This is a genomic window from Variovorax sp. VRV01 (genome assembly GCF_014852545.1).
In the GTDB taxonomy this organism is placed as follows: Bacteria; Pseudomonadota; Gammaproteobacteria; order Burkholderiales; family Burkholderiaceae_C; genus Variovorax; species Variovorax beijingensis_A.
This window is the reverse complement of sequence record NZ_JACVBS010000027.1, coordinates 34,575-48,168: the sequence shown is the minus strand read 5'-3', so window position 1 is coordinate 48,168 and position 13,594 is coordinate 34,575. Positions and strand designations below refer to the sequence as shown.

Annotated in this window: 13 protein-coding genes; 2 read left to right on the top strand and 11 right to left on the bottom strand. The window is 67.7% G+C overall.

All coding sequences use genetic code 11. From position 1 onward, the window contains the following. Positions 1 to 2 precede the first annotated feature (2 nt). The 4 genes from IB278_RS30795 to IB278_RS30780 form a co-directional block, all read right to left on the bottom strand. Positions 3 to 878, bottom strand: coding sequence for a branched-chain amino acid ABC transporter permease (locus tag IB278_RS30795; RefSeq protein WP_145747572.1), 876 nt, complete (start codon positions 876 to 878; stop codon positions 3 to 5). Between the two features lie 84 nt (positions 879 to 962). Further along, positions 963 to 2,159 (bottom strand): ABC transporter substrate-binding protein, encoded by a 1,197-nt coding sequence (locus IB278_RS30790; RefSeq protein ID WP_012748582.1) that lies wholly within the window; start codon positions 2,157 to 2,159, stop codon positions 963 to 965. A gap of 55 nt (positions 2,160 to 2,214) precedes the next feature. Further along, positions 2,215 to 2,931 (bottom strand): ABC transporter ATP-binding protein, encoded by a 717-nt coding sequence (locus IB278_RS30785; RefSeq protein ID WP_145747571.1) that lies wholly within the window; start codon positions 2,929 to 2,931, stop codon positions 2,215 to 2,217. 87 nt (positions 2,932 to 3,018) lie between these two features. After that, positions 3,019 to 3,789, bottom strand: a complete 771-nt coding sequence (locus IB278_RS30780) for an ABC transporter ATP-binding protein (RefSeq protein ID WP_145747570.1) — start codon at positions 3,787 to 3,789, stop codon at positions 3,019 to 3,021. Between the two features lie 217 nt (positions 3,790 to 4,006). Between IB278_RS30780 and IB278_RS30775 the strand changes: the two genes are divergently transcribed. Continuing rightward, positions 4,007 to 5,206, top strand: coding sequence for an AGE family epimerase/isomerase (locus tag IB278_RS30775; protein WP_192327766.1), 1,200 nt, complete (start codon positions 4,007 to 4,009; stop codon positions 5,204 to 5,206). A 121-nt stretch (positions 5,207 to 5,327) separates the two neighbouring features. Here the strand turns inward: IB278_RS30775 and IB278_RS30770 are convergent, their stop codons facing one another. Genes IB278_RS30770 through IB278_RS30755 form a run of 4 tightly spaced genes read right to left on the bottom strand, consistent with a single transcriptional unit; the run spans position 5,328 to position 10,311 of the window. Next, positions 5,328 to 6,890, bottom strand: a complete 1,563-nt coding sequence (locus tag IB278_RS30770) for a DHA2 family efflux MFS transporter permease subunit (protein WP_145747569.1) — start codon at positions 6,888 to 6,890, stop codon at positions 5,328 to 5,330. A 30-nt stretch (positions 6,891 to 6,920) separates the two neighbouring features. Further along, positions 6,921 to 8,264, bottom strand: coding sequence for an efflux RND transporter periplasmic adaptor subunit (locus tag IB278_RS30765; protein ID WP_145747568.1), 1,344 nt, complete (start codon positions 8,262 to 8,264; stop codon positions 6,921 to 6,923). A 39-nt stretch (positions 8,265 to 8,303) separates the two neighbouring features. Continuing rightward, positions 8,304 to 9,782: an efflux transporter outer membrane subunit gene (locus IB278_RS30760; RefSeq protein ID WP_145747567.1), complete on the bottom strand. Its 1,479-nt coding sequence runs from the start codon at positions 9,780 to 9,782 to the stop codon at positions 8,304 to 8,306. Continuing rightward, positions 9,775 to 10,311, bottom strand: coding sequence for a MarR family winged helix-turn-helix transcriptional regulator (locus IB278_RS30755; RefSeq protein ID WP_145747566.1), 537 nt, complete (start codon positions 10,309 to 10,311; stop codon positions 9,775 to 9,777). The genes IB278_RS30760 and IB278_RS30755 overlap by 8 nt, the downstream gene beginning before the upstream one ends. Positions 10,312 to 10,387: 76 nt before the next feature. Between IB278_RS30755 and IB278_RS30750 the strand changes: the two genes are divergently transcribed. Further along, positions 10,388 to 12,172, top strand: a complete 1,785-nt coding sequence (locus tag IB278_RS30750; protein ID WP_145747565.1) for an ABC transporter transmembrane domain-containing protein — start codon at positions 10,388 to 10,390, stop codon at positions 12,170 to 12,172. 15 nt (positions 12,173 to 12,187) lie between these two features. Here the strand turns inward: IB278_RS30750 and IB278_RS30745 are convergent, their stop codons facing one another. Genes IB278_RS30745 through IB278_RS30735 form a run of 3 tightly spaced genes read right to left on the bottom strand, consistent with a single transcriptional unit; the run spans position 12,188 to position 13,588 of the window. Continuing rightward, positions 12,188 to 12,661, bottom strand: a complete 474-nt coding sequence (locus IB278_RS30745; protein WP_192327739.1) for a DUF1178 family protein — start codon at positions 12,659 to 12,661, stop codon at positions 12,188 to 12,190. A 7-nt stretch (positions 12,662 to 12,668) separates the two neighbouring features. Then, positions 12,669 to 13,274, bottom strand: a complete 606-nt coding sequence (locus IB278_RS30740) for an NUDIX domain-containing protein (RefSeq protein WP_412556339.1) — start codon at positions 13,272 to 13,274, stop codon at positions 12,669 to 12,671. 5 nt (positions 13,275 to 13,279) lie between these two features. Next, positions 13,280 to 13,588 (bottom strand): DUF2818 family protein, encoded by a 309-nt coding sequence (locus IB278_RS30735; protein WP_192327734.1) that lies wholly within the window; start codon positions 13,586 to 13,588, stop codon positions 13,280 to 13,282. Positions 13,589 to 13,594 lie beyond the last annotated feature (6 nt).

The following is a 13,594-nucleotide window of genomic DNA, read 5'->3' as shown; positions in this document are numbered from 1 at the left end:
CTTCACTTCTCGCTGCCGAACAGGCCGGCCGGACGGATCAGCAGCACCACGACCATGATCACGAACACCACGGTGGCCGAAGCCTCCGGATAGAACACCTTGGTCAGGCCCTCGATCACGCCGAGCCCCAGGCCCGTGAGGATGGCGCCCATGATCGAGCCCATGCCGCCGATCACGACCACCGCGAACACGATGATGATCAGGTTCTGCCCCATCAGCGGCGAGATCTGGATCACCGGCGCCGCGAGCACGCCGGCAAAGGCCGCCAGCGCCACGCCGAAGCCGTAGGTCAGCGTCACCATCAGCGGCACGTTGACGCCGAAGGCCTCGACCAGCCGCGGGTTCTCGGTGCCGGCGCGCAGGTAGGCGCCCAGCCGCGTCTTCTCGATCGCATACCAGGTGGCAAAGCACACCACCAGCGACGCCACCACCACCCACGCGCGGTAGTTGGGCAGGAACATGAAGCCCAGGTTGGTGCCGCCGCTCAGCGCCTCGGGCGTGCTGTAGGCCAGGCCGGAGACGCCGTACACCGAGCGGAAGCCGCCTTCGATCAGCAGCGTGAGACCGAGCGTGAGCAGGAGGCCGTAGAGGTGGTCGAGCTTGTAGATCCAGCGCAGCAGCAGCCGCTCGATCAGCACGCCGAACAGGCCGACGATGATCGGTGCCGCCACCAGCATGACCCAGTAGTTGACGTTGAAGTAGTTCATCGCCATCCACGACAGCACCGCCCCCATCATGAACAGCGCGCCATGCGCGAAGTTGATGACGTTGAGCAGCCCGAAGATCACCGCCAGCCCCAGGCTCAGGATCGCGTAGAACGACCCGTTGACCAGCCCCAGCAGGAGCTGGCTCAACAGGGCAGGCATGGAAATGTTCATCGTGTATGGAATCGAGGTTCAGAAAGGTGGCAGCGGCTTCGCGCGGGGGCCGCCGTGTACGGCAGCCTCCCGCTCAAGCAACAATTACTTCCAGAGCGCGCAGGTGCTTTCTTCCTTGGTCGTGTAGACCTGGTCGCCCGGCACCTTCTTGACGATCTTCAGCAGGTCCCACGGACCCTTGGATTCGGACGGCTTCTTGACCTCGGCCAGCAGCATGTCGTGCACCATGCGGCCGTCGGCGCGGATCACGCCCTTGGCGTAGAAGTCGTTGATCGGCGTCTTCTTGAGGTAGGCCATGACCTTGTCGGCATCGGTGCTCTTCACCGCCTCCACGGCCTTGAGGTAGGCCATGGTGGCCGAGTAGTCGGCGGCCTGGATGTCGGTCGGCTTGTTCTTGGTCTTGGCTTCGTAGCGCGCGGCCCACTTGCGCGACTCGTCGTCGGCGTCCCAGTACCAGCTGGTGGTGTGCAGCAGGCCCTGCGTGGCCGGCAGGCCCAGGCTCTTCACGTCGGTGAGGAACACCAGCAGGCCCGCGATCTTCATCGACTTGTCGATGCCGAATTCCTTCGATGCCTTCATCGAGTTGATGAAGTCGCCGCCGGCGTTGGCCAGGCCCAGCACCTGCGCCTTGGAGTTCTGCGCCTGCAGCAGGAAGGACGAGAAGTCCGATGCATTGAGCGGCGCGCGCACCGTGCCCACCACCGAGCCGCCCTTGGCCTTGACGACCTTGGCGGTGTCGGCTTCGAGCGCATGGCCGAAGGCATAGTCGGCCGTCAGGAAGAACCAGCTCTTGCCGCCGGTGTCGACCACCGCGCCGCCGGTGCTCTTGGCCAGCGCGACGGTGTCGTAGGCGTAGTGCACGGTGTAGGGGCTGCACTGCGCGTTGGTCAGCGCCGAGGTGGCCGCGCCGTTGGTGAAGAACACGCGCTTCTTTTCCTGCGCCACCTTGGCGGTGGCCAGCGCCACGCCCGAATTGGTGCCTGCGAAGATCATCGTGGCACCGGCCGTGTCGATCCACTCGCGCGCCTTGGAGGCGGCGATGTCGGGCTTGTTCTGGTGGTCGACGCTCAGCACCTCCACCGGCTGGCCGAGCACCTTGCCGCCCATGTCGTCGATGGCCATCTGGATGGCCGTTGCGCCGCCCTTGCCTTCCAGGTCGGCGTACAGGCCCGACAGGTCGCTGATGTAGCCGATGACGACCTTCTCCTGCGCCTGCACGGCATGGCTCGCAAGACCCGCGGCCCCGAGCATGAGAGCGATGATTTTGAGCTTGGTTTGCATGGTGTCTCCTGGAATGGTTGAGAGAGTCAGCGTAAAAAAAGTGGCGCGGACGCGCCTACACGCCCAGCAGTTCGCTGAGCACGGGCATCTTGGCGTCGAGCTCCCTGGCGCCGAAGGCCTCGACCATGCGGCCGTGCTCCATCACGTAGAAGCGGTCGGCCAGCGGCGCGGCAAAGCGGAAGTTCTGCTCCACCATCACGATGGTGTAGCCCTTGGCGCGCAGCGTGTGGATCATCCGCGCGAGCGCCTGCACGATGACGGGCGCCAGGCCTTCGGAGATCTCGTCGAGCAGCAGCAGCTTGGCGCCGGTGCGCAGAATGCGCGCCACCGCCAGCATCTGCTGCTCGCCGCCCGAAAGCCGCGTGCCCGGGCTGTGGCGGCGCTCGGCCAGGTTGGGGAACATCTCGTAGATCTCGGCCACCGACATGCCCTGCCCCACGCCCTTCGAGCTCTTGAGCGGCGGCGGCAGCAGCAGGTTCTCCTCGGCCGAGAGGCTCGCGAAGATGCCGCGCTCCTCGGGGCAATAGCCGATGCCCAGGTGCGCGATGCGGTGCGTGGCCATGCCGATGGTCTGCACGCCGTTGACTTCGATGCTGCCCTTGCGCGAGCCGGTCAGGCCCATGATGGCGCGCAGCGTGCTGGTGCGCCCCGCGCCGTTGCGCCCGAGCAGCGTGACGACCTCGCCGGGCTGCACCACCATGTTCACGCCGTGCAGCACGTGCGATTCGCCGTACCAGGCGTGCAGATCCTTGATTTCCAGGGCCGCGGTCATCGGGTCTCCTGCCGGGCCGCCCCAAAGGAGGCCCGCGCCCCCTCGGGGGGCAGCGCATACACGAAGTGAGGAGCGTGGGGGTTCATCTCAATGGGCACCCTGCAGCTGGCCGTCGGTCGTGCCCATGTAGGCCTCCATCACCTGCGGATTCTTTGAGACTTCGGCATAGGGGCCTTCAGCCAGCACGGCACCGCGCTGAAGCACGGTGATGGTGTCGGCAATGGTCGAGACCACGCTCATGTTGTGCTCGACCATCAGGATGGTGCGGCCGGCCGACACGCGCTTGATGAGTTCGGCCACGCGGTGCACGTCTTCATGGCCCATGCCCTGCGTGGGTTCGTCGAGCAGCATCAGTTCGGGGTCCATGGCCAGCGTGGTGGCGATCTCGAGCGCGCGCTTGTGGCCGTAGGGCAGGTTCACCGTGAGTTCGTCGGCCTCGTGCGCCAGGCCGACTTCGTCGAGCAGTTCGCGGGCGCGCGTGTTGAGCGGCTCGAGCGTCTTCTCGCTCTTCCAGAAGTGGTACGAGGTGCCGAGCGCGCGCTGCAGTCCGAGGCGCACGTTCTCCAGCAGCGTGAGGTGCGGAAACACCGCCGAGATCTGGAACGAACGGATGATGCCGCGCCGCGCGATCTGCGCAGGACGCTCGCCCGTGATGTCGTGCCCGTTGAACAGGATCGTGCCGCTGGTGGGCTCGAGAAACTTGGTGAGCAGATTGAAGCAGGTGGTCTTGCCGGCGCCGTTCGGGCCGATCAGCGCATGGATCGAGCCGCGTACCACCGAGAGATCGACCTTGCTGACCGCAGTGAACCCCTTGAACTCCTTGGTGAGCTGGCGTGTTTCGAGGATGACGTCGCTCATCTCGCGAAGTCGCCCGAGTTCAGGAAAGATATGTCGGTCATGCGGTCCATCTCATTGCGCCACTGTCGAGCGCGGACCGATTGTTCGTGGCCGCCTCCCGCTTGCATACTGGGGCAAATGCCTATGCTGCAGTGCAACCTGCCGTCGGTGACCGTCTCCGGGAGCGCACGACTGTCGTCACAATGACAATGACTCATCGGTTCGAACCCTCATGCCCATGCCGAACTTCCGCTCGCCCGAATTCCTGACCGGCCACATCCAGCACACGCTGGCGTTCTACGAGCCGGTCAGCCGCGACCCATCAGGTGGCTTCTTCCACTTCTTCAAGAACGACGGCACCGTGTACGACCGGCGCACGCGCCACCTCGTCAGCAGCACGCGCTTCGTCTTCAACCATGCGACGGCGTATCGGCGCTACGGCGATCCGAAGCACCTCGACGCTGCGCGCCACGGCCTGGCTTTCGTGCAGCGCGCGCATGCGCAGCCGGGCGGCGGCTACGCATGGCAGATCGACTGGCACGACGGCCGCGCCGCCGTGCAGGACGGCACGCAGCATTGCTACGGCATGGCCTTCGTCCTGCTCGCGCATGCGCATGCGCTCATGGCCGGCATCGAAGAGGCGCGCCCGGGGCTCGAGGCCACCTGGCAGCTGATGGAACAGCATTTCTGGGAGCCGCAGCACGCGCTCTATGCCGACGAAGCCACCCCCGACTGGCACGTGGGCGCGTACCGCGGCCAGAACGCCAACATGCATGCCTGCGAGGCGATGCTTGCGGCCTTCGAGGCCACACGGGAGGCGCGCTACCTCGATCGCGCGCTCGCGCTCGCGGAGTCGGTCACGGGGCGGCAGGCCGCGCTGGCCGGCGGGCTGGTCTGGGAGCACTACCGCAAGGACTGGTCGGTCGACTGGGACTACAACCGCGGCGACAGGAGCAACATCTTCCGGCCCTGGGGCTTCCAGACCGGGCACCTGACCGAGTGGGCCAAGCTGCTGCTGCAGTTGGAGCGCGCGCTCGTTGCCGCGGGCCGCGAAGCGGATTGGGCCGTGCCGCGCGCCAGGCACTTCTTCGACACCGCGATGCAGCGCGGCTGGGACGCGGCGCATGGCGGCCTCGCCTATGGCTTCGGCCCCGATGGCGCGGTGTGCGACGGCGACAAGTACTTCTGGGTGCAGGCCGAGAGTTTTGCCGCCGCGGCCCTGCTGGCCGTGCGCACCGGCGATGCCGGCTACTGGGGCTGGTACGACCGCATCTGGGCCTACAGCTGGGCACATTTCGTCGACCACCGGCATGGCGCGTGGTACCGCATCCTCGCGCCCGACAACCGCAAGATCAGCGACGAGAAGAGCCCGGCCGGCAAGACCGACTATCACACCATGGGCGCATGCCACGACGTATTGCGCGCACTCGGCGCTTGAATAGGGACACGTGCCCTTCGTGAAACACCGCGGAACCGGCTTTGCCGGGCCGCTGGTGTTGCCCCCGGTGAGGGGGAAGGAGAAGCGACACGAAGTGCGCGTAGCCTGGGGGAGAGCCCGGTCAATGCGCGCCGGCTGCGGCGTCGCCGCCGGCACCGCCGCGCTGCGGCCTGGCCAGCCACACCAGCGGAATCAGCAGCAGGAACAGGATCGCCGACGCATAGAAGATGTCGTTGGTGGCCAGCATGAACGACTGCTGGTCGACGATGCGGTTGATCTGGCCCATCACCTGCTCGGTGCTCAGGCCGCTGCCCGCCAGCCCCGACATTGCGCTGGCCGCGGCGTTGTTGCCCGGGTTCACCGACTCCGCAAGCTGCGCGTGGTGCAGGGCCGCGCGGTTCTCCCACAGCGTGGTGGCGATCGACGTGCCCATGGCGCCCGCGGTGATGCGCAGGAAGTTCGACAGCCCCGAGGCGGCCGGTATGCGGTCGGGCGTGAGGCCCGAGAGCGTGATGGTCACCAGCGGAATGAAGAAGAACGCCATCGCGATGCCCTGGATGATCGTCGGGATGATGATCGTCACGAAGTCGGCCTGCGTGTTGAAGTTCGAGCGCATCCACAACACCAGTGCGAACACCAGGAACGAGAAGGTCGCGTAGCGGCGCGGGTCGATCTTGGACACCGTGAGGCCCACCACCGGCGAGAAGAAGATCGCCAGCAGCCCCACTGGCGCCATGATCATTCCCGCCTGCGTGGCGGTGTAGCCCATCCACTGCTGCAGCCACAGCGGCAGCAGCACCACGTTGCCGAAGAACAGGCCGTAGGCCACGGCCGTGGCCACGGCGCCCGACCAGAAGTTGCGGCGCTTGAACAGCGACAGGTCGACCACCGGGTGCTTGTCGGTCAGCTCCCAGACCAGGAAGAAGGCAAAGCCGACGATGGCCACCACGGCCATCGTGATGATCTCGGCCGAGTGGAACCAGTCGAGTTCCTTGCCCTTGTCGAGCATGAGCTGCAGCGAGCCCACCCACAGCACCAGCAGCGCCAGGCCGATGGCGTCGATCGGCACCTTGTGCGTGTTGCTCTCGCGCTTGTGGTACAGCGCCCAGGTGATGGCCGCGGCCACGATGCCCACCGGGATGTTGATGTAGAAGATCCACGGCCATGAGATGTTGTCGGTGATCCAGCCGCCCAAGAGCGGCCCCATCACCGGCGCGACCAGCGTGGTCATCGACCACATCGCCATCGCGAGGCCCGCCTTGGCGCGCGGATAGCTCGACAGCAGCAGCGTCTGCGACAGCGGGATCATCGGCCCCGCGACGAAGCCCTGCAGCGCGCGGAACAGGATCAGCGTGGTCATGTTCGGCGCCAGGCCGCACAGCAGCGAGCTGATCATGAACAGGATCACGCTGGCCATGAACAGGCGCACCTGGCCGAAGCGCTGCGTCATGAAGCCGGTGAGCGGCACCGCGATGGCGTTGGCCACCGCGAAGCTGGTGATGACCCAGGTGCCTTGCGTGGTGCTCACGCCGAGGTCGCCCGAGATGGCCGGCAGCGACACGTTCGCGATCGACGAATCGAGCACGTTCATGAAGGTGGCGGCCGACAGCGCGACGGTGCCCCAGATGCGGGCGGCGCCCTCGAGCGGCGGATGCGCGACGTAAGCGGGAGCAGCAGTGGCCATTGGCTTTGCCTCGGGTTCCGTGGACGGCGATCAGCCGGGATGGGATTGCGAAGCAGCCTGCGCCGCAGCGCCGGCGGCGGCCGCGGGCACGGCGGAGCGCCCCGCCGCCGCAGGTGCCGCAGAGGCGGCCGGCGCGCCGCGGCCGAGATTGGCGGCCACGATGCGGTCGACTTCGGCGTCGGCCCCCTGGTCGAGCTTGCTGTAGACCTGCGTCTGCGAGATGGCGGTGGGGCGCGGCGCGTCGGCCAGCATCTTGCCGCTCTTCTGCGAGATGTCGATCTCGGCGTCCATCGAGAGGCCGATGCGCAGCGGATTGGCCTTGAGCTGCTCCGGATCGAGCGCAATGCGCACGGGCACGCGCTGCACCACCTTGATCCAGTTGCCGGTGGCATTCTGCGCGGGCAGCAGCGCAAAGGCGCTGCCGGTACCCACGCCCAGGCCCGCGACCTTGCCGGTGTATTCCACCTTCTTGCCGTAGACGTCGGCCCTGAGCTTTACGGGCTGGTCGATGCGGATGTTGCGCAGCTGCACTTCCTTGAAGTTGGCGTCGACCCACAGCTGGTTCAGCGGCACGATCGACATCATCGGCGTGCCGGCGGCCACGCGCTGGCCGAGCTGCACGGTGCGCTTGGCCACGTAGCCGTCGACCGGCGCCGGCAGCGCGACGCGCTGCGTGGCCAGGTAGGCCTCGCGCACCTTGGCGGCGGCCGCCAGCACGCTCGGGTGCTGGGCCACGCTGGTGCCCTCGGTCAGCGACTGGTTGCTGGCCAGCGCTTCGCGCGCGGCCACCACGCCGGCCTGCGCGGCGGCGAGCTGGCTCCTGGCGTTGTCGAGCGCCGTCTCGGCATGGTTGAGTTCTTCCTTCGAGACCGCGCCGTTGCCCGAGAGCGCGCGGCGGCGCTGCAGGTCGTCCTGCGCCTTGGCGATGTCGCTCTGCGCCTTGACGATGTCGGACTGGCGCAGCGTGACCTGCGCGGCCAGCGATCCGTTGTTGGCGTAGAGCGTGCGCACCTGGCGCACCGCCTGCGCGAGCGCGGCCTCGGCCTGCTCGAGCGCCACCTTCGCATCAGCGGGGTCCAGCTGCACCAGCGGCTGGCCGGCCTTCACGAAGTCGGTGTCATCGGCATTGATGGCCATGACGGTACCGCCGATCTGCGGCGTGATCTGGATCACGTTGCCCTGCACGTAGGCGTTGTCGGTGTCCTCGTAGTGGCTGGCCACCAGCCATTCGTAGAGGCCCCAGCCGCCGCCGGCAACGATCACCACGGCCGCCAGCGCGGTCAGGGCGCGGCGGCGCTTGCCGTTGCCGGCGGGTGCTTCGGGAGCTGCGGAAGCGTTGGCTGCAGCGGGCGTCGGAGTGTTGTTGTCGCTCATGATGGAGTTCTTTCCGAAGACGAAAAAAGTCGGTTCAGTTCAGTTCGATGCGGACGGCGCGGGCGCCGCGGCGGTGGCGGTTGCCGGCGGCTGCCAGCCGCCGCCGAGCGCGCGCGCCAGGCCCACCTGCGTGTCGAGCGCGCGCGCGGCCAGATCGACCGCCAGCCGGCGCTGCGCGAGCACGGCGGTTTCGGCGGTCAGCACGTTGAGGTAGTTGCCCAGGCCCGCGCGGTAGCGCTGCACGGCGATGTCGTAGGCGCCTTCGGCGGCTGTCTGCGCGGCGCGCTGCTCGGCCTGCTGGCGTGCGATCGACTGCGCGCTCGTGACCTGGTCGGACGCGTCGCGCACGGCATCGATGACTGCGGCGTTGTAGCTCTCGATGGCCACGTCGAGGTCGGCCGACTTGCCGCGCAGGTTGGCGCGCAGCTTGCCGCCTTCGAAGATCGGCAGGCTGATGGCAGGGCCCACGCCCCACTGCTCGCTGCCCGACTTGAGCAGCTTGCCGAAACCCAGGCTCTGGAAGCCCGCGAAGGCGGTGAGGTTCACGTTGGGATAGAAGAGCGTCCTGGCGTTCTTCACGTCGCTGGTGGCGGCTTCGACGCGCCAGCGCGCGGCGGCGATATCGGCGCGGCGGCCCAGCAGGTCGGCCGGAATGTTGGCCTGCAGCGCCATCGGCTTGAGCTTCTCGAGCGCCGGCGGCTTGAGCGATTGCGATACGTTGGGCTGGCCCACGAGCGCGTCGAGCGCATGCTGTTGCAGCGCGATCTGCTCGTCGAGGGCTTCGATCTGCTGGCGCGCCTCGGGCAGGCCGCCTTCGCTCTGGCGCAGTTCGAGTCGGGTGTCCAGGCCAGCGGACACGCGGTCGCGCACGAGCTTGAGCGTTTCGTCGCGCTGGGCCAGCGTGCGCCGCGCCACGGCAAGCTGGTCGTTCAGGCGCGCCCACTGGAAATAGCTGCGCGCCACGTTGCTGGCCAGCAGCACGCGGGCGGCATCCGCATCGGCAGCCGCGGCATTGGCCGCGCCGATGGCGGTGTCGAGCGCGCTGCGGTTCTTGCCGAAGAAGTCGAGTTCCCAGCTGGCGCCGAGCTGCAGCAGGCCGATGTTCTGCGTGGAGCCGCCGAGCGGCGCCGGGTAGATGTAGTTGCTGTTGAACTTCTGGCGTTTCAGGTCGAGGTCGCCCTTGACCTGCGGCTGTAGCGCGGCGCCGGCGATGTCCGCCGAGGCCTGGGCGCGCGCAAGGCGGGCCTGTGCCACCTGCAGGTTCGGATTGCCGGCCACGGCCCGGTCGATCAGCGTGTTGAGCTGCGTGTCGCCGAAGGCCTGCCACCATTGGCCGTCGAGGCGGGAGGCCGGCACCGCGGCGCTGTCGGGCGCGATGCCCAGCGACGAGGCATCGCGCAGCCTGGCCTCGGAGCCGATGCCTGCCATGTCGGCACAGCCGGCCAATGCCACCACCAGCAGTGCGGCGGCCACGATGGGGGTGCGGCGCGCGGCGCGCACGGCGAAGGAATCAGTCATTTTTATCTCCACGGGCCGCAAGGGCCTGGGCGTTGTCGAAGATCCGGCGCAGGTAGCTCTTGAGTTGCTCCCACTCTTCCTTGGTGAAACCCGCCAAGTACTCGTTCTGTACCCGGCTCAGCACGTACGGCACCTCCTTGGCGGCCGCGCGGCCTTCGTCGGTGAGCTCGATGTTGACCACACGGCGGTCCTCCAGCGAGCGCACGCGGCGGCACAGGCCCTTGGCCTCGAGGCGGTCCAGCAGGCGCGTCATGGCGCCGGCATCGAGCTCGCAGGCGCGGGCCAGTTCGGCCACCGTGGTGGCCGCGCCGACATGCAGCTTGTAGAGCGGCAGCCATTGGGGAAAGGTCGGACCGCCGGGCTCGCACATGCGGGTTTCCACTGCCTGGGCCACCGCCCCCAGGATACGGCGCATCAAATACCCGATGCTTTCCTCGGTCTGGTAGGTTTCGGCGCGGTAGAAGTCGGCCGGCTGGCCCCCGGCGTTGCCGGAGGCCGGGGGGACTTGCGGGTTGTCTGCATCGCTCATGGCCGCAATATTACTTGCCCAGTCAATTATTGTCAAGGATGCCTTTGCGACGGCAAGGGTCGGTAGAATCGGGGCCATGGCTTCCTCCCCCCTGTCTTCACCGGCCAAGGGCTCGCCCCGATCGCTGTCGGGCCTGAGCCCTTTTCTCCGGCCCTACCGCGTCCAGATCGTCCTCGCGGGCATTTTTTTGGTGATGGCGGCCATCACCACGCTGGTGTTTCCTATCGCATTGCGCAGCCTGATTGATGGCGGCTTGATCAGCGCGGACAAGGGCGCCCAGACCATGGCGCTGCGCGAGCACTTCGGCGCCCTCTTCGCGGTGGCCGTGGCGCTCGGCCTTTTTTCGGCCGCGCGCTTCTACACGGTGAGCTGGCTCGGCGAACGCGTCACGGCCGATCTGCGCAACGCGGTCTACGGCCATGTGCTGCGCCAGAGCCCGGCCTTCTTCGAGACCACGCAGACCGGCGAAGTGCTGTCGCGCCTGACGGCCGACACCACGCTGGTGCAGACCGTGGTCGGCTCGTCGCTGAGCATGGGCCTGCGCAATGCCGTCATGGGCGTGGGCGCGCTGGCGGTGCTGGTGTGGACCAATCCCTACGTGATGGTCCAGGTGCTGGGCATCCTGGTGCTGGTGGTGCTGCCGAGCATGTGGTTCGGCCGGCGCGTGCGCAAGCTCTCGCGCGCGAGCCAGGACCGGGTGGCCGATTCGAGCGCCATCGCGGCCGAGGTGCTCAATGCGATTCCGGTGGTGCAAAGCTACACGGCCGAATCGCGCGAGGCCGGCCGCTTCAAGGCCTCGACCGAAAACGCCTTCAAGACCGCGGTGCGCCGCACCAAGGCGCGCTCGGTGCTGGTGGCCTTCATCATCATCGCCACCTCGGCGGCGCTGCTCTGGGGCCTCTACCAGGGCACGCAGGCGGTGCTGCGCGGCGACATCACGGCCGGCCACCTGGGCCAGACCGTGGTGTACGTGGCCATTCTTGCCAGCGCGACCGCAGTGCTCGGCGAGGTCTATGGCGACCTGCTGCGCGCAGCCGGCGCGACCGAGCGCCTGATGGAACTGCTGCATGCCCCGGCGGCCATCGTTTCACCGCCCGATCCGGTGGCTGCGCCCGTCCCGGCGGCGGGCAGCGCGGTCAAGCTCGAGGCGGTGACTTTCCACTACCCCTCGCGGCCCGGCACGCCGGCGCTCAAGGACTTCAGCCTCGACATCGCGCCCGGCGAAACGGTCGCCCTGGTGGGATCGAGCGGTGCCGGCAAGAGCACGGTGTTCCAACTGCTGCTGCGCTACTACGATCCGCAGTCCGGCCGCCTGCTGCTCGACGGCGCGCCGCTGGCCTCGCTCGCGCTGCCCGAGCTTCGCACCCGCATCGGCCTGGTGCCGCAGGACGCCGTGATCTTCTCGGCCAGCGCCTTCGAGAACATCCGCTACGGCCGCCCCGACGCCACGGCCGACGAGGTGCATGCCGCCGCGCGCGCGGCCTTTGCGCACGATTTCCTGCAGGCGCTGCCCGAGGGCTATGACACCTTCCTGGGCGAGCGCGGGGTGCGCCTGTCGGGCGGACAGCGCCAGCGCATTGCAATTGCGCGCGCCATTCTCAAGAACCCGCCGCTGCTGCTGCTCGACGAAGCCACCAGCGCACTCGATGCCGAGAGCGAACGCATGGTGCAGGCGGCGCTCGAATCGGCCATGGAAGGCCGTACGACGCTCGTGATTGCGCACCGCCTGGCCACCGTGCAGAAGGCCGACCGCATCATCGTGCTGGACCATGGCGGCATTGTCGAACAGGGAACACACGCCACGCTGGTGGCGCAAGGCGGGGTCTATGCCCGCCTGGCCGCCCTGCAGTTCACGGCTTGATGGGCCGGCTGCAGGCTACTGCAGCGTTTCCTTGAGCGCCGCAGGGATGGGCAGGGCCATCACCGGAATGCCCTCTTCGAGCAGCGCTTCGGTCTGCTCGCGGGTCGCCTGGCCGCGGATCCCGCGTTCTTCGGCTTCGCCGTAGTGCATCCTGCGCGCCTCGTCGGCAAAACGGTCGCCCACGTCCTCGGTCTTTGCGAGAACCTCGCGCACGGCGCGCATCCAGCGGGCCTCGGGAGATTGTTCGGCCGGTGCCTGGGCCTTGGCGGGTGCCGAAGATGCCGATGTCGACGCAGCAGCGGCCTCTGCCGGCGCCTTCGCGTTGCCCAGGTTCAGGCGCGGCGCGCTCAGCAGCTTGACGATGCGCGTGTCGGCACACACCGGGCATTCCACCAGTCCGGCGGCCAGCTGGGTTTCGAAAGCTTCATTGGACGCAAACCAGCCTTCGAAGCCGTGGCCATGCGAGCAGCGCAGATCGAGAACCTTCATGCGCGGATTATCCCGCGCCGCCTTGCGAAGCGGTGGCTCGCCAATCGAGTGACCATGCGCCCGAAAGAACGTTCTGCAGCCACAGCATGCAGGTCAGCGACTTGGCATCGGTGAGCGTGCCGTCGCGGCACCAGAGTGCGACTTCGGCCGGCGTGGCCGTGAACACGTCCAGGAACTCGCCGTGGTCGAGCTGCCGCTTGCCGAGCGACAGGCCGCGCGCAAAGTAGATGTGGATGATCTCGGTGGAATAGGCCACGGCGAGGTGCATGGCGCCGGCGTAGGCCCATTCGCTCGCGGTGTAGCCGGTTTCCTCGAGCAGTTCGCGCTGGCCGCACACCAGCGGATCTTCGCCCGCATCGAGCTTGCCGGCCGGAAACTCGACCATCACATGCCCCACCGGATAACGGTACTGCCGCTCCAGCACCACGCGGCCGTCGTCGAGCAGTGGAATCACCACCACCGCGCCCGGATGGATCACGTACTCGCGCGTGGCGCTGTGGCCGTCGGGCAGGCGCACGGTGTCGCGGCAGACCTGGAGGAAGTTGCCTTTGACCAGCAGGTCGCTGGCCGTGCGTTCTTCCTTCAGGTGCGAATCGGCGATGGGAGAAGTCATGTCGGTCATCCGTGCCTGTGCTTCATGAGGTAGCGCCAGGTGAACCCTGGAAAGGCCAGCACGATGAAAAGCGCGCCGGTCACCGCATAGAACTCCCAGCCCTGCGAGGCGATCTGCCCTGCCCGACTTTCGAACAGCAAGCCCACGCCGCCCGCGGCGAAATACAGCACCACCAGTTCGGCGAGCCGCACTGCCAGCGGCTTGGGCCGCGTGGCCAGGGGCACGACGCCGAAGAGCCGGTCGTTGCAGAACGGCAGGTTGGCCGCCACCAGCGCCACCAGGAGAACGACCCAGACCGATGCGGTTTGCGACACCGTGGG

Coding starts and splice junctions, on each gene's coding strand:
- IB278_RS30775 (WP_192327766.1), top strand. CDS start 4,007: ATGCCGAACTTCCGCTCGCCCGAATTCCTGACCGGCCACATCCAGCAC.
- IB278_RS30765 (WP_145747568.1), bottom strand. CDS start 8,264: ATGAGCGACAACAACACTCCGACGCCCGCTGCAGCCAACGCTTCCGCA.
- IB278_RS30740 (WP_412556339.1), bottom strand. CDS start 13,274: ATGACTTCTCCCATCGCCGATTCGCACCTGAAGGAAGAACGCACGGCC.
- IB278_RS30745 (WP_192327739.1), bottom strand. CDS start 12,661: ATGAAGGTTCTCGATCTGCGCTGCTCGCATGGCCACGGCTTCGAAGGC.
- IB278_RS30750 (WP_145747565.1), top strand. CDS start 10,388: ATGGCTTCCTCCCCCCTGTCTTCACCGGCCAAGGGCTCGCCCCGATCG.
- IB278_RS30785 (WP_145747571.1), bottom strand. CDS start 2,931: ATGACCGCGGCCCTGGAAATCAAGGATCTGCACGCCTGGTACGGCGAA.
- IB278_RS30755 (WP_145747566.1), bottom strand. CDS start 10,311: ATGAGCGATGCAGACAACCCGCAAGTCCCCCCGGCCTCCGGCAACGCC.
- IB278_RS30770 (WP_145747569.1), bottom strand. CDS start 6,890: ATGGCCACTGCTGCTCCCGCTTACGTCGCGCATCCGCCGCTCGAGGGC.
- IB278_RS30760 (WP_145747567.1), bottom strand. CDS start 9,782: ATGACTGATTCCTTCGCCGTGCGCGCCGCGCGCCGCACCCCCATCGTG.
- IB278_RS30780 (WP_145747570.1), bottom strand. CDS start 3,789: ATGAGCGACGTCATCCTCGAAACACGCCAGCTCACCAAGGAGTTCAAG.
- IB278_RS30795 (WP_145747572.1), bottom strand. CDS start 878: ATGAACATTTCCATGCCTGCCCTGTTGAGCCAGCTCCTGCTGGGGCTG.
- IB278_RS30790 (WP_012748582.1), bottom strand. CDS start 2,159: ATGCAAACCAAGCTCAAAATCATCGCTCTCATGCTCGGGGCCGCGGGT.